The organism is Streptomyces sp. STR69, assembly GCF_024519455.1.
GTDB lineage: Bacteria > Actinomycetota > Actinomycetes > Streptomycetales > Streptomycetaceae > Streptomyces.
The window spans coordinates 518001-539138 of record NZ_JALJRY010000002.1 but is presented as its reverse complement, the minus strand read 5'-3'; the positions used below and the strand labels follow the sequence as shown (position 1 = coordinate 539138).

16 protein-coding genes are annotated in these 21138 nt (G+C 70.7%); 3 read left to right on the top strand and 13 right to left on the bottom strand.

Annotated features, from left to right (window positions below; genetic code table 11):
• Positions 1–61: 61 nt before the first annotated feature.
• From OC490_RS06065 to OC490_RS06050, 4 genes are read right to left on the bottom strand one after another with little or no spacing between them, the layout of a single operon-like run.
• Positions 62–1420: a GH1 family beta-glucosidase gene (locus OC490_RS06065; protein ID WP_262056739.1), complete on the bottom strand. Its 1359-nt coding sequence runs from the start codon at positions 1418–1420 to the stop codon at positions 62–64.
• 38 nt (positions 1421–1458) lie between these two features.
• A complete protein-coding gene (locus OC490_RS06060) occupies positions 1459–2319 on the bottom strand; it encodes a carbohydrate ABC transporter permease (RefSeq protein WP_078532652.1) in 861 nt (286 codons plus the stop codon).
• Positions 2312–3307 carry a carbohydrate ABC transporter permease gene (locus OC490_RS06055; protein ID WP_262056738.1) on the bottom strand — a complete coding sequence of 332 codons (996 nt, stop codon included), beginning with the start codon at positions 3305–3307 and terminating at the stop codon, positions 2312–2314. Before OC490_RS06055 ends, OC490_RS06060 begins: the two co-directional genes overlap by 8 nt.
• A gap of 8 nt (positions 3308–3315) precedes the next feature.
• Positions 3316–4632, bottom strand: a complete 1317-nt coding sequence (locus OC490_RS06050; protein WP_262056737.1) for an ABC transporter substrate-binding protein — start codon at positions 4630–4632, stop codon at positions 3316–3318.
• Between the two features lie 210 nt (positions 4633–4842).
• Between OC490_RS06050 and OC490_RS06045 the strand changes: the two genes are divergently transcribed.
• On the top strand, positions 4843–6609 hold the full coding sequence (locus OC490_RS06045; protein WP_262056736.1) for a coagulation factor 5/8 type domain-containing protein: 1767 nt from the start codon (positions 4843–4845) through the stop codon (positions 6607–6609).
• 52 nt (positions 6610–6661) lie between these two features.
• Here the strand turns inward: OC490_RS06045 and OC490_RS06040 are convergent, their stop codons facing one another.
• The 7 genes from OC490_RS06040 to OC490_RS06010 form a co-directional block, all read right to left on the bottom strand.
• Entirely contained in the window at positions 6662–6988 is a 327-nt protein-coding gene (locus tag OC490_RS06040; protein WP_262056735.1) for a putative quinol monooxygenase, read from the bottom strand.
• 174 nt (positions 6989–7162) lie between these two features.
• A complete protein-coding gene (gene fusA / locus OC490_RS06035; RefSeq protein ID WP_262056734.1) occupies positions 7163–9223 on the bottom strand; it encodes an elongation factor G in 2061 nt (686 codons plus the stop codon).
• 245 nt (positions 9224–9468) lie between these two features.
• Positions 9469–10473 carry a lactonase family protein gene (locus OC490_RS06030; RefSeq protein WP_262056733.1) on the bottom strand — a complete coding sequence of 335 codons (1005 nt, stop codon included), beginning with the start codon at positions 10471–10473 and terminating at the stop codon, positions 9469–9471.
• Between the two features lie 142 nt (positions 10474–10615).
• Positions 10616–11308: a response regulator gene (locus OC490_RS06025; protein ID WP_262056732.1), complete on the bottom strand. Its 693-nt coding sequence runs from the start codon at positions 11306–11308 to the stop codon at positions 10616–10618.
• On the bottom strand, positions 11305–12621 hold the full coding sequence (locus tag OC490_RS06020; protein WP_262056731.1) for a sensor histidine kinase: 1317 nt from the start codon (positions 12619–12621) through the stop codon (positions 11305–11307). The genes OC490_RS06025 and OC490_RS06020 overlap by 4 nt, the downstream gene beginning before the upstream one ends.
• 83 nt (positions 12622–12704) lie before the next feature.
• Positions 12705–13550 (bottom strand): ABC transporter permease, encoded by an 846-nt coding sequence (locus tag OC490_RS06015; RefSeq protein ID WP_262056730.1) that lies wholly within the window; start codon positions 13548–13550, stop codon positions 12705–12707.
• The gene (locus OC490_RS06010) at positions 13547–14482 is read right to left on the bottom strand and encodes an ABC transporter ATP-binding protein (protein ID WP_262056729.1); all 936 of its coding nucleotides are present in this window, start codon (positions 14480–14482) and stop codon (positions 13547–13549) included. Before OC490_RS06010 ends, OC490_RS06015 begins: the two co-directional genes overlap by 4 nt.
• Positions 14483–14783: 301 nt before the next feature.
• On the opposite strand from OC490_RS06010, the gene OC490_RS06005 reads away from it, so the two are divergent.
• Complete coding sequence (locus OC490_RS06005) at positions 14784–15896, top strand: arabinogalactan endo-beta-1,4-galactanase (RefSeq protein WP_262056728.1); 1113 nt, start codon at positions 14784–14786, stop codon at positions 15894–15896.
• An 83-nt stretch (positions 15897–15979) separates the two neighbouring features.
• Here the strand turns inward: OC490_RS06005 and OC490_RS06000 are convergent, their stop codons facing one another.
• Positions 15980–16993, bottom strand: coding sequence for a glycoside hydrolase family 26 protein (locus OC490_RS06000; protein WP_262056727.1), 1014 nt, complete (start codon positions 16991–16993; stop codon positions 15980–15982).
• A 400-nt stretch (positions 16994–17393) separates the two neighbouring features.
• Between OC490_RS06000 and OC490_RS05995 the strand changes: the two genes are divergently transcribed.
• The gene (locus tag OC490_RS05995; RefSeq protein WP_262056726.1) at positions 17394–20174 is read left to right on the top strand and encodes an AAA family ATPase; all 2781 of its coding nucleotides are present in this window, start codon (positions 17394–17396) and stop codon (positions 20172–20174) included.
• A 10-nt stretch (positions 20175–20184) separates the two neighbouring features.
• Here the strand turns inward: OC490_RS05995 and OC490_RS05990 are convergent, their stop codons facing one another.
• Positions 20185–21066, bottom strand: a complete 882-nt coding sequence (locus tag OC490_RS05990) for a GNAT family N-acetyltransferase (protein WP_262056725.1) — start codon at positions 21064–21066, stop codon at positions 20185–20187.
• Positions 21067–21138 lie beyond the last annotated feature (72 nt).

Genomic DNA, 21138 nt, shown 5'->3' with positions numbered 1-21138 from the left:
GGGCTGTTGGTGCCCCGGTGGGCGCGGGCTCCCCCGCCCGCACCCACCGGGGCGGTCCCGGTCAGGCCGCGCGCCGGGCCCGGCTGCGGTGGTCGCGGATGATCTCCGCGTACCGGTGGCCGGAGCCCTTGATCGTGCGGACCTGGGTGTCGTAGTCCACGTGGACCAGTCCGAACCGCTTCTCGTAGCCGTACGCCCACTCGAAGTTGTCGAGCAGCGACCAGGCGAAGTAGCCGGCCAGCGGGGCGCCCTTGCGGGCGGCCGAGGCGCAGGCGGCGAGGTGCTGGACCAGGTAGTCCTGGCGTTCCGGGTCGTCGATGGTCCCGTCGGGGCGTACGACATCGGGGAACGCGGAGCCGTTCTCGGTGACGTAGATCCGGCGCGGGTCGTACTCCTCGGTGAGGCGGAGCAGCAGGGTCTCGATGCCGGAGGCGTCGATCTCCCAGTCCATGCCGGTGCGCGGGACGCCGAGGCGGCGGACGGCGCGGGTGTAGGGGGCGGGGCCGGTGGGGTCGTCGGCGACGGTCGCCGGGAAGTAGTAGTTCAGGCCGAGCCAGTCCAGGGGGGCGGCGATGGTCGCCAAGTCGCCCGGCTGTTCCGGGAGTTCGACGCCGTACGTCTCGACCATGTCGGCCGGGAAGCCGCGGCCGTGGACCGGGTCGAGCCACCAGCGGTTGACGTGGCCGTCCTGTCGGCGGGCGGCCTGTACGTCCTCGTCGCGGTCGCCGGCGGGGTACACCGTGGAGAGGTTGTTGACGATGCCGACCTGGGCGCCCGGGGCGGCGGCGCGGATCGCCTGCGCGGCGAGGCCGTGGCCGAGCAGGAGGTGGTAAGAGGCTCGGACGGCGGCAGTGAGATCGGTCCAACCCGGTGCCATCTTGCCTTCGAGGTGGCCGATCCAGGCCGAGCAGGAGGGCTCGTTGAGGGTGGTCCAGTGGGTGACGCGGTCGCCGAGGCGTTCGGCCATCACCGAGGCGTACGCGGCGAAGTGCTCGGCGGTGGCACGCTCGGGCCAGCCGCCGCGGTCCTGGAGCGCCTGCGGCAGGTCCCAGTGGTAGAGGGTGACGGAGGGGGTGATGCCCGCCTCCAGGAGTCCGTCCACCAACTGGTCGTAGAACGCCAGGCCCTTGGGGTTCACCGGGCCGTCGCCGCCGGGGAGCACCCGGGGCCAGGCGATCGACAACCGGTAGGCGTTGGCGCCGAGTTGGCGCATCAGGCCGATGTCCTCGCGCCAGCGGTGGTAGTGGTCGCAGGCGACGTCGCCGTTGTCGTCGTTGTCGATCTTGCCGGGGGTGTGCGAGAAGGTGTCCCAGATCGACGGCGAACGCCCGTCCTCGGCGACGGCTCCCTCGATCTGGTACGCCGCGGTGGCCGTGCCCCACAGGAAGTCGTGCGGGAGTGCGGCGAAGTCGATGGTCACTGAAGTCCCTTTACGGTCAGCGGAGTTGGTCGGGTCGGTCACTTGACGGCGCCCGCCGTCAGCCCGGCGACGAGATAGCGCTGCAGCAGCAGGAAGCCGGCGACCACGGGCACGCTGACGACCAGCGAGGCGGCCATGATCTGGTTCCAGTACACGTCGTTGAGCGTGGAGTAGCCCTGGAGTCCGACGGCGAGCGTGCGGGTGGAGTCGTTGGTCATGACGGAGGCGAAGAGGACTTCTCCCCACGCGGTCATGAAGGCGTAGACGGCGACCGCGACGATGCCGGGGATCGCGGCCGGTACGACGACCCGCAGCAGCGCGCCGAGCGGACCGCAGCCGTCCACCAGGGCCGCCTCGTCCAGGTCCTTCGGGACGGAGTCGAAGTAGCCGATCAGCATCCAGATGGAGAAGGGCAGGGAGAAGGTCAGATACGTCAGGATCAGGCCGCCGCGCGAGCCGAACAGGGCGATGCCCGTGGCGTTGCCGATGTTGACGTAGAGGAGGAACAGCGGGAGGAGGAAGAGGATGCCCGGGAACATCTGCGTCGACAGGACGGTGACCGTGAAGACGCGCTTGCCGCGGAACTCGTAGCGGCTCACCGCGTACGCGGCGAAGACCGCGATCACGACCGAGCAGACCGTCGCGGCGACGGACACGATCAGCGAGTTCATGAAGTACTTCGCGAGCGGGACCGTGGACCAGATGTCGATGTACGGGCGGATCGTGAGCCCGCTCGGCAGCCAGCGGAACTTGCCGGTGACGTCCGAGAGCGGTTTCAGGGAGCTGGAGAGCATGACGTACACCGGCACCAGGACGAAGCCGGTGAGCAGGGTGAGGAAGATCCGCCGCGACCAGATGAAGGAGCGGGGCGGGGCCATGGGCGAGGTGGGGCTAGACATCGGCGGTTTTCCGTCCGCGTGAGGTGAACACGAGATACACGCCGGTGACGACGAGCAGGAACAGGAGCAGCAGGACCGACATCGCCGAGCCGGTGCCGAAGTTCCAGGTGACGAACGACGCCTGGTAGATGTGCACCGAGATGAGGTCCGCGGCCTCGGGGGCCGACCTGCCGAACAGGACGTACGGCGTGTTGAAGTCGTTGAACGTCCACAGGAACAGGACGAGGACCAGCACCTGGTTGACGGGGCGCAGTGACGGCAGGGTGATGCGGCGGATCTGCTGGAGGCGTCCCGCGCCGTCGATGGAGGCCGCCTCGTACAGCTCCTTGGGGATGTTCTGCAGGCCCGCCATCACGATGAGGAAGGCGAACGGCCAGCCCTTCCAGACCGAGACGATCAGCAGCGCGTAGAAGCTGTTGTCGCCGATCAGCCAGAACGACGGCTTGTCGGTGAGGTGCAGCTGGTCGTGCAGGACGTGGTTCACCAGGCCGTTGTCGTGCTGGAACATGAACACCCAGGTGATGACGGCCGCGTAGACCGGCAGCGCGTACGGGATGAGAAAGAGCGCTCTCAGAAAGCCCCGGCCGCGGAAGGTGTCCTGCATGTAGATCGCGGCGACCGTGCCGATCAGCCAGCAGAAGCCGACCGAGAGCAGGGTGAAGCCGACGGTGACGAAGAAGGAGTGGAGGAGCGCCTTGCCCACGGGGGCGCTGAAGTCCACCGACACCTTGTAGTTGTCGAAGCCGGACCAGGGTGCGGTGCCCCAGTCGCGGATATAGAACTGGGTGAGCTCCTTGAAGCTCATGACGATGCCGATGACCATCGGCACCAGGTGGACCAGGAGTTCGAGGAACAGGGCGGGCAGGAGCAGCAGGTAGGGCAGTCCGATACGGCGGATCCGTTCGCCGCGCCGCCGGCGCGGGCCGGGGGCCGCCGGGTCGGAAGGGTTCTTCCGCACGGCGGCCTCCGGGGTGACAGTGCTCGTCACAGTCGCACTCACTTCGCCGGCATCTGCTGCTGGGCCTTTTCGAGCTCCGCCTTGACGGAGGCGGTGGTGACCGCGCGTCCGGCGGCGGCGTCGGCGAACAGGTTCTTGACGGCCGTACCGACCGCCGTCTCGAACTGCGACTCGTCGGCGACCTGCGGCAGCGCGGCGGCGCTGGTCGCGAGGGTGTTCTTCAGGACGGAGTTCGCCGGGGTGTTGAACGCCGTGTCCTCCTGCGCGGCCTTCACCGGCGGGATGGAGCTGTAGGCGGTGTTGAGGATCTTCTGCTCGGCGTCGCTCGTCATGAACTTCACGAACTTGGTGGAGCCGTCGAGGTTGTCGGTGTTCTTGAAGACGGCCAGGTTGATGCCGGCCACCATCGAGTCGACCTGGGTGCCGGTGCCGGGGGTGCCGGACTGCACGGGTATCGGGGCGATGCCGTACGAACTCTCGCTCATGCCCTGGGACTTGAGGTTGGCGGACGCGGACTGCCACATCAGCATCGCCGTCCTGCCCTTGGCGAAGTCGCTGACGGACTGGTTCTGCGCGTACTCGGCGTTGCCGACCGGGATGACCTTGTCCTTGGCCATCAGGTCGACGTACTGCTTGACGGCGGCCACGACGCCGTCGTTGGTGAAGTCGGCCTTGCCGTCGGCGGTGAAGAAGTCGGCGCCGTGCTGCTTGGCGAAGACGAAGGTGTGGTGGATGTTCTCGGAGACGTTGGCGCCCTCGGCGCCGAGGACCTGCTTGCCCTTCGCCTCGATCTTCTTGCCGTCTGCCACCAACTCGGCCCAGGTGGCCGGGGGTTGGGCGATGCCCGCGTCGGCGAAGATCTGCTTGTTGTAGTAGAGCGCGTACGCCATCGAGTACAGCGGGACGGCCGCCGGGTCCTTGCCCACGGCGCCGGTCGAGCCGAGCGCGGAGTCCACGAAGCGGTCCTTGCCGCCGATCTTCGCGAAGTTGGCCGCGTTCCACGGCAGGAAGGCGCCGGTGGCCTGGAGGGAGGCGCTCCAGGTGTTGCCGATGTTCAGGACGTCGGGGCCCTGGCCGGAAGTCGTCGCGGTCAGGATGCGGTTGAGCAGGTCGGACCAGGGCACGACCTCCAGCTTCACCGTGATCCCGGTCTGCTTCTTGAACTTGTCGAGCTCGGGCTGCAGGACCTTCTTGTCGATCTCGATACTGGCGCCCTGGTTGGAGGCCCAGTAGGTGAGCGTCTTGGGCGAGTCGTTGGACCCCCCACCCGTGGACGAACCGCCTCCGCAGGCCGTGGCCGCAAGGGCGAGTGACATGGTGACGGCGCCTACGGCCGCGGCTCGGATGCTGCGCATACTCCGGGTGTCCCTTCAGGGAATGCACTCACGACTTAATTTAGGACGTGAGTTAAACCTCGGAAGTCAAAGGCGTCAAGAGTTTGGACGCCACTCGTCGAACTCGGTCGCACCTCTTGACGACCACGTTCACGGACCTGAAGCATTCCCCCGCGAGAGAGCGCTCCCAACCCCACCGGCGTTCATTTCATGAACAAGGAGAGCCGCGACATGTCCTCAGTGCCCCGCAGAACCGTCCTCGGTGCGGCCGCCGCTGTGTCCGCCCTGGCCGGGCTGCCCGCAACTGCCTCCGCCGCCCCCGCAACTCCCTCCGCGAACAAGCCACTTGCTCTTCCGGGTGGCGGCGATCTCGGCCCCAACGTGATCGTCTTCGACCCGTCGACCGCCGGCATCCAGGCCAAGCTGGACCAGGTCTTCGCCCAGCAGGAGACCGCCCAGTTCGGCACCGGCCGCTACGCCTTCTTCTTCAAGCCCGGCACCTACTCCGGGCTCAACGCACAGCTCGGCTTCTACACCTCGATCGCGGGCCTCGGCCTCTCCCCCGACGACACCACCATCAACGGCGACGTCACCGTCGACGCCGGCTGGTTCAACGGCAACGCCACCCAGAACTTCTGGCGTTCGGCGGAGAACCTCGCGCTCGTCCCCGTCAGCGGAACCAACAGGTGGGCCGTGGCTCAGGCGGCCCCCTTCCGGCGTATGCACGTGCGCGGCAGCCTCAACCTCGCGCCCAACGGCTACGGCTGGGCCAGCGGCGGCTACATCGCCGACAGCCGGATCGACGGCCAGGTCCAGCCGTATTCGCAGCAGCAGTGGTACACCCGGGACAGCGTGATCGGCAGCTGGCTCAACGGCGTCTGGAACATGGTGTTCTCGGGCGTGCAGGGCGCTCCCGCGCAGGGCTTCCCGAACCCGGTGTACACCACGCTCGCCACGACCCCCGTCTCCCGCGAGAAGCCCTTCCTCTACCTCAACGGCACCGAGTACCGCGTCTTCCTCCCCGAGAAGCGCACCAACGCCAGCGGGGTGACCTGGGGCAACGGCACCCCGCGCGGCACCTCGCTGTCGCTGTCGCAGTTCTACGTCGCGAAGCCGGGCGTCACGGCCGCCACCCTCAACCAGGCGCTCACGCAGGGACTTCACCTCCTGCTGACGCCGGGCATCTACCACCTGGACCAGCCGATCCAGGTGAACCGCGCCAACACCGTCGTGCTGGGCCTGGGTTACGCAACTCTGGTCCCCGACAACGGAGTCACGGCCCTGAAGACGGCCGACGTCGACGGCGTACGACTCGCGGGCTTCCTCATCGACGCGGGCACGGTCAACTCCAACACCCTGCTGGAGGTGGGCCCTTCGGGCACGACGACGGACCACTCCGCCAACCCGACCACCGTCCAGGACGTGTTCGTCCGCATCGGCGGCGCGGGCGCGGGCAAGGCCACCACCAGCATGGTCATCAACAACCGGCACACCATCGTCGACCACACCTGGCTCTGGCGCGCCGACCACGGCACGGGCATCGGCTGGGACACCAACCGGGCCGACTACGGCCTCGTCGTGGGCGGCGCCGACGTGCTGGCCACCGGCCTGTTCGTGGAGCACTTCAACAAGTACGACGTGCAGTGGAACGGCGAGCGGGGCCGCACGATCTTCTTCCAGAACGAGAAGGCGTACGACGCCCCGAACCAGGCGGCCGTCCAGAACGGCTCGATCAAGGGGTACGCGGCCTACAAGGTCGGTGACAACGTGACCGTGCACGAGGGCTGGGGCCTGGGCAGCTACTGCTACTACAACGTCGCCCCGACGATCGTGCAGCACAACGGCTTCGCCGCGCCGAACCGGTCGGGCGTGAAGTTCCACGACCTGCTGGTCGTCTCGCTCGGCGGGCAGGGCCAGTACGAACACGTCATCAACGAGACGGGGGCGGCGACTTCGGGCACGTCGACGATCCCGTCCACCGTGGTGTCCTACCCCTGAGGTCGTGGTGGGTGCGGGCCGGAGCTCCCCCTCCGGTCCGCACCCGCCACTGTCACACCCGTGGCGTGATCTCCGCCATCGGTGACCAACCCCCGCCCTCCACCTCGACGTTGATGATGTCGGGCGTCGCGGCGACGACGTCCGGCATCCACGCGATCGCCGCCTTGAAGTGCTCCGAGCCGACATGGGCGGCGCCGGCCTCCGGGGACGCGAACGCCTCCAGCAGCACGAAGCGGTTCGGGTCGACCGCGTCGACCGACCACTCGAAGAACAGATTTCCGGGCTCGGCCCGGGTCGCGGCGGTGAAGTCGGCGACCCGGTCGAGCCATTCGTCGCGGAACTCGGGGCGGACGGGGAACCGTACGGCGATGAAGATCATGCGGTGCTCCTGGGTTGTCGGGTCGGCACGCGGAGACGTGCCGTCCCGAGCGTGCCTCCCACGGGCAGGCGGCGGGAGGTGCCCCACCGTGGACACCTCCCCCACGGGGACCGGCACCGGGCGGTTCAGCACCGCGCCCGGCGCCGGCGCACGCCCCGTCCACGCACCCACCCCCTACCGGGGCACCACCGCCGCCCCACTCGGCACCCGTGCGTACCCCGTCGGCCGGGCCGTGAACGTGCCCCGGCCCTGGGTCCGGCTGCGCAACCTCGTCGCGTAGCCGAAGAGTTCGGCCAGCGGCACGGTCGCCGTGACGAGCGCGGAACCCGTGCGGGTCGTCGAGCCGGTGACCCGGCCGCGGCGGGCTGCCAGGTCGCCGAGGACTGCGCCGACCGCGTCCTCGGGCACGGTGACCGTGACCTCGGCGACCGGTTCGAGGAGAACCGTCGCGCAGGCGCGCAGGGCCTCGCGCAGGCCGAGCCGGCCGGCCGTGCGGAACGCCTGCTCCGAGGAGTCCTTCACATGGGTCGCCCCGTCGGTCAGCGTGACGCGCAGCCCGGTCACCGGGAACCCGCCGACCGGCCCCTCGGTGAGGGCGTCACGGCAGCCAGCCTCCACCGAGCGGACGTACTCCTGCGGCACCCGCCCGCCGACGACCGCCGAACGGAACTCGACCTCGGTGCCGTCGACTGGTTCGACGTCCAGCACCACGTGCGCGAACTGGCCCGAGCCGCCGTCCTGTTTGACGTGCCGGAACACGAACCCGGACACCCCGCGCACCACCGTCTCCCGGTAGGCCACCCGGGGGCGGCCCACGTCGACCTCGACCCCGGTGGCCAGGCGGATCTTCTCCACCGCGACCTCCAGGTGCAGTTCGCCCATGCCGGACAGGACCGTCTGGCCGGTCTCGGCATCCGTGCGCACGACCAGCGAGGGATCCTCCTCGGCAAGCCGGGCGAGAGCGGAGGTCAGCCGGTCGGTGTCGGTGCTGCGGCGCGCCTCGACCGCCACGGACACCACCGGGTCGGCGACCGCGGGCGGTTCGAGGAGGATCGGGGCGCCGGGCGCGCACAGGGTCGAGCCGGCGCGGACGGACTTGAGTCCGGCGACGGCGACGATGTCCCCGGCGACCGCCCGTTCCAGCCGTTCGTGCCGGTCGGCCTGCACCCGCAGGATCCGCCCGATCCGTTCGGTGCGCCGCGCGCCCGGATCCCACACCGTGTCCCCCCTCTCGATCGTGCCCGAATAGATCCGCAGATACGTCAGCCGCCCGGCCCCTGCCGCGCTCACCTTGAACGCCAGCGCGGACAACGGCACTTGGGGATCGGCGGCCCGCTCCTGTCCGCCGCCGTCGTACGTTCCCCGTACCGGGGGCACGTCCAACGGCGAGGGCAGATACGCCACCACGGCGTCCAGCAGCGGTTCGATGCCGCGGTTGCGGTAGGCCGAGCCGCACAGCACCACCACGCCGTCGCCGGTGCGGGTCAGGTCGCGCAGTGCCGTGCTCAACGTCCCGGCGGACAGGGTGGATTCGGCGCAGAACTCCTCGAACGCGCCCGGATGCAGTTCCGCCACCGACTCCTCCAGCAGCCGCCGACGCCGCCGCGCCTCCGCCAACAGGCCCTCCGGCACCGGGACTTCGGCCACCGGGCCGTCCGTGTCCGCCCACACCAGCGCCCGCATCCGCAGCAGGTCGACGACTCCGGTGAAGCCGTCCTCCGCGCCGATCGGCAACTGCACCACCAGCGGCGCCGGATGGAGCCGATCCCGGATGGACGCGACGGCCGTGTCGAGGTCGGCGCCCGCGCGGTCCAGCTTGTTGACGAAGGCGATGCGCGGCACGCCGTACCGGTCGGCCTGGCGCCACACCGACTCGCTCTGCGGTTCCACGCCCGCGACGGCGTCGAACACGGCGATCGCGCCGTCGAGGACGCGCAGCGAACGCTCCACCTCGTCGGCGAAGTCGACGTGTCCCGGGGTGTCGATCAGGTTGACGCGGTGCCCGCCCCAGGCGCAGCTGACGGCCGCGGCGAAGATGGTGATGCCGCGGTCGCGTTCCTGGGGGTCGAAGTCGGTGACGGTGGTGCCGTCGTGGACCTCACCGCGCTTGTGCGTGCCGCCGGTGAGGTAGAGGAACCGCTCGGTGACGGTGGTCTTGCCGGCGTCGACATGGGCGAGGATGCCCAGGTTGCGGACGGCGGTGAGCGGGTTGGTGACAGGGCGTTCGGTGCGCACGGCCCGTGGCCTTTCGAGAGTGATTCCGTGCAGGGCGGCGCGATTCCCGTACGAGAAAAGGGAGTTGACGTGGAGTCAGATGCTCAGATGCTCGTCACGGGTGTCCGGTACCGGCCGCGCGGCGGGTACCGGAGGGACGAGGACAGGAGGATCACAGCGGTGCGGTCACGCACGGCGGGCTCCCCTCACTCGTCAACGGTTGTGGCGAGTGTAGGGAAGCCCGGGGTGCTGGGGCACGGGATTTATCAGGGGCGGGTGGTCAGGCGCAGGTGGGCACCCCTTCGAGCCGGGCTGGGCCCTTGATGTAGATGTCGGTCATCCACACCTTGTGGTCGGGCAGACGGACCCAGGCTTCGTTGGTGTGGCCGTCGGAGGTGCGATGCGTGGACGAAGCGGCCGTCGCGGCTGATGGCGAGTTCGGAGCCGCTCTTGGTGCCGCTGAAGTCGGGTGAGTCGATCGCGAGACTCTGACAGTGCGTCAGTTCGCCGGATCTCCCGTCCCAGCCGACGAGTTGGAGTTCCGCGGTGAGTTCGGTCAGCAGGTACGCCCTGCGCCCGTCCGGGTGGAAGACGAGCCGTCTCGGCCCCGCTCCGGCGTCGGTGGCGTAGGCACCGGGACCCGTCCCGCCCGCGCACAGCGCACCCGTCGTACCGTCGAAGCCGCGGACGAAGACGCGGTCGGCGCCGAAGTCGGGGACCAGGGCCTGGCGGCGGCCGGGTGCCACGACGACCTCGTGCGGGTGCGGGCCCGACTGCCGCGGGCTGGGGCCCGATCCGGTGTCCACCACGACCGACACCGGTGCGCCGAGTGTGCCGTCCCGGTGGATCGGGAGCGAAGTGGCCAGGCCCGCCTTGAAGTTGGCGACGAGGAGAGTGTGCGAGGTCCGGTCCACGGCGAGGTACGACAGGCCGTGGCCGGCCGTGTCTCCGCCGTCCGTGCCCACCTGACCGAGCTGTGCGAGTGCGCCGGTCGTGCGGTCGACGGCGAAGGCGGTGACGATTCCGCCGTTCAACTGGCTGCCGACGTAGAGCAGCGGGCGGTCCGGATGTGCCGTCACCCAGCCCGAACTGACCTGCGCCACCGGCCCGTTGGACGTCAGGACCCCCTCAACGGGGGAAGCTGACCCCGTGGACCTGCCCGCCGTTCCAGCTGCAAGGTAGAGCAGATCGGGTCTCGCCTGTGGAGTGGCCTCGGCGCTCGGTGCTCCGACGGTCAGCGGCACGGTCGCCGCGGTCGCGGTCGCCGTCATGGCGCCCAATGACGTTCTGCGGGACACAGCCCCTTTGATCTCGACCACGGGAAGCAACAGTTGTCGCGATGTGCGGCAGCGTACGAAGCTGTGCGTGCGGGCCGCGCAAGCTGAGCTTTCGCGATCCGAACGCTCAACTCACCTACTGATCGGGGACGTTGGGGCGGGCGAGGCCGAGGTCGTAGGCGAGGATGACGGCCTGGATGCGGTCGCGGGCGCCGACCTTCGCCAGGACACGGCCGACGTGGGTCTTCACCGTGGACTCGGAGACGAAGAGGCGTTCGGCGATCTCGCCGTTGGTCCAGCCCTGGCCGATGGCGAGCAGGATCTCGCGCTCGCGTTCGGTGAGGGAGCGGATGCGGGGGTCGTCCGTCGCCGGAGCCGCCGCGGGGCCTTCCGGTGAGTGTTTCGGCAGGTGCTGGGCGTAGGCGTCGAGCAGGCGGCGGGTCAGGGCGGGGGCGATGACGGCGTCGCCGGAGGCCACCGCGCGGATGCCGGCGAGGAGTTCCTCGGGGTGGGCGTCCTTGAGGAGGAAGCCGCTGGCTCCCGCGCGCAGCGCCTCGTGGGCGTACTCGTCGAGGTCGAAGGTGGTGAGGATCAGGATGCGGGAGCGGTCGCCGGCCGCGACGACCCGGCGGGTGGCCTCGATGCCGTCCATGCCGGGCATCCGTACGTCCATCAGGATCACGTCGGGGCGCAGTTCGGCGGCCATCCGCACCGCCTCGCCGCCGTGCCCGGCCTCACCGACCACCTCGGTGTCGGGGTTGGCCTCCAACAGCATGCGGAATCCGAGGCGTTGGAGGGGCTGGTCGTCCACGATGAGCACGGTCGTCATGCCGCTCCCCCGATCGCGTCGAGCGGGGTGAGGTCGAGGGTGGCCCGTACCGTCCAGCCGCCGCCGGGGGCGGGGCCCGCGGTGACGGTGCCGTGGTAGAGGGCGGCGCGTTCTCTCATGCCGGCGAGTCCGTGTCCTTCGTCGTGGCTCGGTGCGGGTCCGGTGCCGGCCGTACTGGGGCCGGTGTCGTGGCAGTCGATGTGCACCCGGGTGTCCTCGACGTTCACCGTCAGCTCGACGCGGGTGTCGTGGCCCGCGTGCTTGAGGGCGTTGGTCAGGGCCTCCTGGACGATGCGGTACACGGTGAGCTGGACCCCTCGGTCCAGGGCGGCCGGGTCGCCGCCGGTGCGGTACACGACCTGCGGGCCGGCCGCGCGGATCCGGGCGCACAGGGCGTCGAGGTCGGCGACCCCCGGCTGCGGGCTGAGTTCGGGGGCGTCCGGGGTGGTGCCCTGTACGCGCAACACGCCCAGCATGCGCCGGAGTTCACCGAGCGCCTGGCGGCCGGTGTCGCCGATGAGGAGCAGCGCCTGCTTGCCGCGTTCGGGCGCGAGGTCGGTGGCGTAGGCGCCGCCGTCGGCAAGGGTGATGATGACGGAGAGGTTGTGGCCGATGATGTCGTGCATCTCCCGTGCCACACGGGTGCGTTCGGCGGCGGCGGCGAGCTTGGAGCGCTGGTCGCGCTCTATCTCCAGGCGGGCCGCGCGGTCGCGCAGTACGGCGAGCTGGGCGCGCCGGATGCGGATGACGAGGCCGAGTGCGACGGCCGCGGTGATGGTGCTGACCAGGATGAACATCGCGTCCAGGACCGGCACTCGGGACGGCAGCCGGGCGAAGAACAGCACCAGGGCGCAGAGGGTGACGGCGCAGGCGGCGGGCAGTCGTCTCAACTGCCCGTGCAGGGCCAGGCTGTAGAGGGAGATCAGCAGCGCGACGTCGGCCCGGAGCCAGGTGCCCAGGCCGAGCTGGACGAAGAACACCGCGGCGATCACGGCGAAGGCCAGGGTGGGCCTGCGGCGCCGCCACAGCAGCGGCAGCACCAGGCCCGCCTGCAGGGCGATGGTCGCGGGCCAGTGCAGATGGATGAAGCTGTTGTCGAAGCCGTGCCGTCGGCCGTCGTCGTCGTCCACCAGGTCCGGCAGACAGAACATCACCGCGACCACGACGATCAGGGCCGTGTCCAGCACCCACGGGTGTCTCCGGTCGCCCTGCTTGATCCGCCGGCCGAACCGGGACAGCCCGCCCGCCACGGGGTGGCTCCAGGGGAGGTCCGCCTCCCCGAAGGGCGCGCGGGCGGGGTCGTCGAGGCTCATCGGTGTCACTTGTCCGGGTTCATGGCGGTCATCTGTCCATTGTGGGGGCCCTGCGCGCGCCGCGCGGGCGCAGGGCCCCGGCCTCAGGCGTCGGTCCGCACCAGCCGGTAGGCGGCCCCGGCCAGCGCGAACGCCGTCCAGCCGAGGAAGACCAGGAGTCCGGCGCCGGGCGAGAGGGTCGTCGAGTCGTGGGTCAGCGCGAACATCGCCTGGCCCGCGTTGCTCGGCAGGTAGGGGCTGATGTCGTCCTGCCAGGAGGTGGGCAGCAGCGAGATCAGTCCGGGCACCAGCATCAGCGAGGCGACCAGCACCGAGATACCGCCGGCCACCGAGCGCAGCCATGCTCCCAGCGCGGTGCCGATCACGCCGACGAGGCCGAGGTAGAGACCGGCGCCGAGCAGGCTGCGGACGACTCCGGAGTGCGAGAGGGAGAGGGCCGCGGGGGTGCCGGAGACGATGCCGCTGACGATCGGGAACGCGACGAACACCCCGACGAGGGAGATGCCGAGCGCGACCACGCCGAACACCAGGGCCTTGGACCACAGCACCGGAAGGCGGCGCGGTACGGCTGCCAGCGTGGAGCGGATCATGCCGGTCGAGTACTCGCCCGCGGTGACCAGGACGCCCAGTACGCCGAGGGCGAGCTGCGCGAAGTTCGTGCCGAAGAGGGAGAGGTCGAGCGCGGTGTCCTGGGCGTCGTCGGGCCTCAAGTGCCCGCCGTCGTAGGAGGACTTGTAGTGCGCGGCGGCGATCAGGCCGAACGCGATCAGGAACAGCAGGCCGAGGCCCAGGGTGATCCAGGTGGAGCGCAGGGACCACAGCTTGGCCCACTCGGAGCGCAGCACGCGGCGCCCGGTGACCTTGTACGGCGGACGGGCCGGCCGTACGGCTGCGGGTGCGGCGCTGTCGGTCGCGGTGGCGGTGCTCACGCGGCCCTCCCGGGGGTCTCGACGGTGGTGGTGCCGTGGTACTCGACGGCGTCCCGGGTCAGGTCCATGAACGCCTGTTCCAGGGAGACGGTCCGCGCGCTGAGTTCGAACAGCGGGATGCGGTGCTCGGCGGCCCTGATGCCGATGGCGCGCGCGGTCAGCCCGGTGACGTGCAGTTCCTCGGAGCCGACCTCGCCGGTGATCTCCACACCGGGACCGGCGAGGACCTCGCGCAGCCGGGCGGGCTGCTCGGAGGCCACGGTGACGGTGTCGCCGCCCGCGTGCCGGACCAGGTCCTGCACGGTGGTGTCGGCCAGCAGCCGCCCCCGTCCGACGATGATCAGGTGGTCGGCGACCAGTGCCATCTCGCTCATCAGGTGCGAGGAGACGAAGACGGTACGACCCTCGGCGGCGAGCCCGGTCAGCAGGTTGCGGATCCACAACACACCTTCGGGATCAAGGCCGTTGACCGGTTCGTCGAGCATCACGGTCGCCGGGTCGCCGAGCAGCGCGGCGGCGATGCCGAGCCGCTGCCCCATGCCGAGGGAGAAGGCCCCGGCCCGCTTCCTGGCCACGGACTGGAGTCCGGTCATTTCGATGACCTCGTCGACGCGGCGGCGCGGGATGCCGTGCGTGTAGGCCTGCGCCATCAGGTGGTCGAACGCCGAGCGGCCCGGGTGGATCGACTTGGCCTCCAGGAGCGCGCCGACCTCCTGGAGGGGCGCGGTGTGCTCGGCGTAGGGCCTGCCGTTGACCGTGACGGTGCCTGCGGTGGGCGCGTCCAGGCCGACGATCATGCGCATCGTGGTGGACTTCCCGGCCCCGTTCGGACCCAGGAAGCCGGTGACCGTGCCCGGCTTGACGACGAAGTCCAGCCGGTCGACCGCCGTCTTCTCCCCGTACCGCTTCGTCAGCTGTTGCGCCTCGATCATCGACTTCCCTCACGCTCGACGTGCCACTGCCCCTACTGGACACCGGCAACGCTAGGAGCCGACGGACCCCGAACCCGTCGTACCGAGGGGCCGTTGCGGGGACGGGTGTAGTACCGCGGTACGACCCTCACACCCCTGGTTGTGTACGTTCCCAATCCGATCGCGCGCACTTCACGTCCACCAACTGCGGGAAATACAACCGACACACATATTTACAGTGCCTGTTACCTCTCCTACTGTGAACGTTCTCAGACCCAACCCGCATGCGCATGTCAGTCGACCCAAGGAGGTCGGGTACCCCGTGAAAATCCCGGGCCGCATAGTGAAGGCCGCCTTGCTGCTGGCCGCAGTCGCCCTGCCGGCGGCGATGCTCACCCCCACGGACGCCGCCGCCGCGAACTCGCTCACGATGCTCGGCGCCGACGTCTCGTCCGCACAGCGCGCGATCGATCTCGGCGCCAAGTACTACGACTCCAGCGGGACCGCCAAGGACCCGCTGGACATCCTCAAGGGCGCCGGCGTCAACTACGTACGCCTGCGGATCTGGAACAACCCCGCCAGCGGCTACAACAACAAGGCGAAAGTGCTGGCCTACGCGAAGCAGGTCAAGGCCAAGGGCCTCAAGCTGCTGATCGACTTCCACTACTCCGACACCTGGGCCGACCCGGGCAAGCAGTACAAGCCGGCGGCCTGGTCCAGCCACGGCATCAGCGCGCTGCAGACCGACGTCTACAACTACACCTACGACGTCTGCAACAGCCTCAAGTCCCAGGGCACCACCCCGGACAGCGTGCAGATCGGCAACGAGATCAACGTCGGCATGCTGTGGGACGACGGCAAGGTCGTCAACAACAGCTTCACCAACCTCGGGCTGCTGCTGAAGTCGGGCTACAACGCGACCAAGGCGTGCAACAGTTCCACCCAGGTGATCATCCACACCGCCGACGCGGACAGCGACTCCAACGCCCGCTGGTTCTACGACGGCATCAAGGCGCAGGGCGTCAACTGGGACATCACCGGGCTGTCGTACTACTGCATGTGGCACGGCACGCTGGCCAACATGGGCAGCGTGGTCTCGGACATGAAGTCCCGCTACGGCAAGGACGTCATCATCGCCGAGACCGCCTATCCGTTCACCTCGTCCGACGCGGACAGTACGGCGAACTCGGTGACGTCGGGCTGCTCGGGGTATCCGCTCACCTGGGCGGGCCAGGGCGCGGAGTTCACCGCCGTGCAGAACACGGCCCGCAGCGCGGGTGCGATCGGCGTCTTCTACTGGGAGCCGACCTGGTACGCGGTCACGGGCAACGGCTGGGACCCGGCCAACATCTCGGGCAGCGGGGACGGTTGGGACAACATGGCGATCTTCAACTGGACCGGCCAGGTGAATCCGAACGTGAAGTGGACGCCGTAGCAGGGTAGTTCGACGGCCCACGAACGGCATCGCCCGGCTTCATCGGGCGGTGTCGTTCTCCGCGTTCAGGGCGTTCAGGGCGTTCAGGGCTGATGATCCGTCAGGGCACGGTATACGGCCGCCGACTTGGGGTTGGCGCGGCAGCGCCACACGCCGTGCGGGCAGTAGTCGCTGATGGTCTGGTAGAGCGGACGCTGTCCTGCCATCCAGGTGAGCATTCCGCGCATGTAGGTGGGGTTGTCGCCGTTGTCGAACAGGCCCCACTCGGGGTAGGCGACGGGCTTGCGGTGGGCGCGGGCGAAGTCGACCTGCGCCAACAGGCCGTACGGTTCCGTCACTTGGTCGGTGAAGGGCAGGCCCCGGGGAGCGTCGTAGGCGTCCATGCCGATGACGTCGACGTAGGCGTCGCCGGGGTAGCAGTCGGTCCAGGGGATCGCGTCGTGGCCGCGGTTCGGGGTGAAGTCGAAGCGGAGGCGCTGACCTGGGACGGACCGCATCGCGGTGACGATGCGCGTCCAGTACCGCTTCCAGGACCCGGGGTCGGGCGCGCAGCGGTGGGTGTAGGTGGTGCCGTTCATCTCCCAGCCGAGGACGATCTCGGTGTCGGGGGAGCCGAGTTGGACCAGCCGGCGGGCGAGCGCGCGGAAGTGGTCGTCGTAGCGTCCGCTCGCCCCGTCCCCCAACTCGGCGCGGACCACGTCGTCGGGCAGGTGGGCCTCGTTGCGGTCCAGCATCGGGACGTTGAGGACCAGCAGGCGGTCCTGTCGGGCGCGGCGCCACTCGGCCCACTGGCCCAGGTCGCCGGTGGCGCCCTCGATGCCGGTCCAGGTGTCGCCGGGCAGATACGCGTGGCCGACCCGGGGTTCGGGCCGGCCGAGCCAGGCGCCGAACTCGGCGACCCGGCGGACGGCGCCCGGGCCGTAGCCGACGTAGGCGCCGTAGGCCGTCGGCGGGCCGGACGGGTGGGCCGGGGCCGCCTGCGCGGGCCGGGGCGTTGGCTCGCCGCCGGGTACGCAGCCCGGTCCGGCCAGCAGGGCGAGCGCGAGGGCGACGGTCAACAGGGCCGACAGGCTGCGGCGCGTCCCGTGCGGGGCCACTGGACGCCTCTCCTTCTTCCCGGGTGCGTGGGGCGACGGACGGCTCCGACGCCCGAGCAACGTACCAGCGCGGGGCAGAAGATGACGTAGCACTCCATTCACGACATGCCCACGACGCGCGCCGTGTCCGGAACGGATCGCGGGGGCCCGGGTGCACGGGATCGCAGGGGCACGGGATCGCGGGGCACGGAGATCGCGGGGCACGGAGATCGGTGCGGAGGTGACCCCGCTCCCACCCTGTGACCCAGTTCACGTCGCGCGGATCGAACTCTTGGACCGGTCTCCCATCTTGTCCGTGTCACGCCCGGTTCCTTCCGCCGAAACGGTCGTCCACCTCGGGCGGCTCGGCATCGGACGGCTGGACCGTTCCTGTTTCCGCCCGACCCTTACCGGAGGCGTCATGGCATCGGCATCCCTCACACCGGTGGTCCTCGTCGGACGATCGGCCGAACTGGCTGTGATCGACCGGCACTTCGGCTCCGCCCGGGCGGGCGGTGCCGCGCTGATGCTGGCCGGGGAGGCCGGGGTGGGCAAGAGCGCGCTGCTGGACGCCGCGGCATCCCGCGCGGCCGAGGCCGGATTCCGGGTGCTGCGGGTGGCCGGCCGCCCGTTCCAGCAGGGGGTCGGCTTCTCGGCCCTCAACCAGCTGCTGCAACCCCTTGCGGAGGCGATTCCCGCGCTGTCCGCCCGACAGGCCGAGACCCTCCAGGCGGTCCGCGGCCTGTCCGAGGAACAGCCCGCCGAACTCCTCGCCATCGCGAACGCCGTGCACGCCCTCGTGGCACAGGTCGCCACCGAAGCCGCTCCGCTCGCGCTGATCGTCGACGACGCGGCCTGGGTGGACCGGTCCAGCGCCACGGTCCTGGGCACCCTCGCCCACTCCCCGCGCACCGCGCATCTCGCCGTACTGGGCGCGTCCCGGACCGGGGACGCGGCCTTCCTCTGCACCATCGGAATACCCGAGCACGAGGTCCGGCCACTCGACGACGTCTCGGCGGACGAGCTGGTGGCCGAGCGGTTCCCCGCCATGGCGGCCCGGGTCCGCCGCCGGCTGATCACGGAGGCCCGCGGCAACCCCCTGGCCCTGCTGGAACTGCCGGTCCCCCTCAACGACCTGCAGCACACGGCACGTTCCACCCTGCCGGCCGTACTGCCGCTGACCGAGCGCCTCAAGGGGATCTTCTCCACCCGGGTCGCCACGCTCCCGGCCCCGACCCGGAAGCTGCTGCTGCTCGCCGTGCTCGACGGTTCGGGCGAACCGCACGTCCTGCAGCGGGCCCTGGGCGGCCGGGACCCGCTGGCCGGGCTGTCCCCCGCCGAACGGGCCGGACTCGTCCAGGTCGACGCGGTCACGGGCCGGCTCGAATTCCGGCACCCGCTCACCCGCTCGGCGGTGCTGGATCTGTCGACGAGCGAGGAACGCCGGTGGGCCCATCTGGCGCTCGCCGCCGAACTCCCCGAGGGATCCGAGCACCGGGCCCGGCATCTCGCCGACGCGGCGATCGGCCCCGACGACGACGTCGCCGCCCTGCTGCACGAGGTGGCCTACGGCACGCTGCGCCGCGGTGACGCGGTCGGTGCCATCAACACCCTGCTGCGCGCCTCGGAGTTGAGCGCCGACGGGACGGCGAAGGCACGCCGGCTCGCGGAGGCGGCCTGTCTCGGGGCCAACATCACCGGTGACCTCCGCAATGTGCGCGCGCTGCTGGAGAACGCCGACCACGCCGACCCGTCCGGCACCGACTCACTGGCCGCCGCCACCGCCGCGGCCAGTCAACTCCTCAACGGCGAGGGCGACGTGGACACCGCCCAACGGCTGCTCGTCGGCGCCATCGACACCCATGTCCACCCCGGCGACACGGACGAGGACATCCTCCGCGAAGCCCTCAACACCCTGCTGATGGTGTGCTTCTACGGCGGCAGGCCCGAACTGTGGCGCTCCTTCGACACCGTCGCGGCCCGCCGCCCGCCCTCCTCGGGCCGGCTGCTGCCGGTGATCCTGGGTGCCTTCGGCGATCCGGCACATGGCGCGTCGGCGGTCCTCGACCGCCTCGACGACCTCGTCGCGGGAGTGCACCAACAGACCGACCCCGTGCGGGTCTTCGGGATCGCGCTCGCGTCCTCCTATGTCGACCGGCTGCCGGGCTGCCGGGGCGCGCTGCGCCGGATCGCCGACGACGGCCGGGACGGCGGGGCGGTGGCGCTGGCGATCCAGGCCCAGTTCCTGCTGGCCAACGACGCCTGGACCGGCGGCCAGTGGGACGACCTGCTGGCGGTCACCGCTGAGGGCCTGCGCTGGTGCGAGACGTACGACTACCGTCTGTCGGCCTCAACGGGCCATTTCCTGCGCGGAGTCGTGGCCGCCGCGCGCGGCGACGGCGACACCGCGCGCGAGATCGCGGACCGGCTGGCGTCCTGGGGCAATCCCCGGGGGCTCGGCGCGCTGCGCGTCTACGCCGCGCACATCCGGGCCCTGTCGGCGCTCGGCGGCGCGGACTTCGACACCGCCCACCGGCTGCTGGGGGCACTCGGCACGCCGGGTGAGGTGCCGCGGTTCATGCCGCACGCCCTGTGGCTGCTGCTGGACTTCACCGAGGCCGCGGTCCGCACCGACCGGCACGAGGAGGCGGCGGAGCGCGTCGCGGCGGTCCGCAAGACCGGCATCCCGTCGATCTCGCCCCGGCTGGCCATGGTGACGGACGCCGCCGAGGCGATGGCCGTCGCGGACTTCATCGACCACGACCTGTTCGTGGCGGCGATCACCGCGCCCGGCGCCGAGCGCTGGCCGTTCGACTGGGCCCGGATCTGCCTGGCCTACGGCGAGCGGCTGCGCCGCGCCAGGGCGGGCGTCGCGGCGCGGGTGCACCTGGAGGCCGCGCTCTCCACGTTCGACCGGCTGGGGGCCGCCCCGTGGAGTGCGCGCGCCGCCAACGAGCTGCGGGCGAGCGGGATCCCGGTCGGTCCGGCCGCGTCCGACGGCCGGGACCCGCACGTGCTGCTGACCCCGCAGGAGCGGCGGGCGGCCCGGCTGGCCGCCACGGGACTGACGAACAAACAGATCGCCGCGCAGCTCTTCCTGTCCCCGCGCACGGTGGCCGCTCATCTCCGCGGTGTCTTCAGGAAGTTGAACGTCACCTCGCGGGCCGGCCTGCGCGACGCACTGACCGGCCCGGTTCCGTGACGCCGTCGGCTCAGTGCCCGGACGTGCCCGCGTCGTCGGTGCCCGTGCCCGCGTCGGGGTTCAAGTGCCAGCGCCAGTTGGGGCGTTCGTAGGCGACCTCGAAGCCGAGGCGGAACATGTTGTGCAGGGAGCTGTTGTGGGTGCCGGGCTGTTCGGCGCCCGTCTCGGCGACGAGCACCCGGCAGCCGAGCTTCCGTGCCGCGCGGGCCCGGGCGGCGAGCAGCGCGGTCTGGCCGCCGCGACCGCGTGCGTGGGGCAGTACGGCGCCGGCGAACATCTGCGCCGTCTCGCCGCGGACGAGCAGGGTGCCGGTGCCGACCAACTCCCCGTCCAGCCAGGCGGCGTAGGGATGCCAGCCCGGCCGGGTCACGGTCGACGCGGCCATCTCGGCGTAGTGCTCGACCGGTGTGCCGAAGGCCCGCATCATCACCGTGCCCCATTCCAGGGCCTCTTCGGCGGCCAGCGGGGTGACCCGGATGCCGTCGGGCCGGTCCAGGGCGTCGGCGCGCGCGACGGCCTCGTCGGTCGGGCAGACGAGCTTGGCCCAGGACGGGGCGCGGACTATGCCCTCCCGCGCGCAGATCTCCGGCCAGTCCTCGGGCAGGAAGGCGGGCGCGATCTGCAGGACGGCCTGCGGGGTGCGCTCGGCGCGGTAGAAGTCGCAGACCTCCTCGACCAGTTGGGCGGTGACGGGGGCGGTGACTCCGAAGCCGAGGGCCTTGCTCCAGAAGTGGGTGCTGTCGTGGCGCATCGACAGCACCACCCCGCCGCCGATCCGGGTGGCGTTCATGCCGAGCGCGGTGCGGACGGGCTCGGGGGTCTCCATCTGGAATCGGTAGAGGGCTTCCGCCTCGGACTGCTCGGCGACGGACGGCTGGACGACGGTCGTCAAGGTGCTGCTTCTTTCTCGGGTGGTCCCGGGAGGGGCGCGCGGGCAGCCCGCCTGAGGGGAACAGGCGGGCTG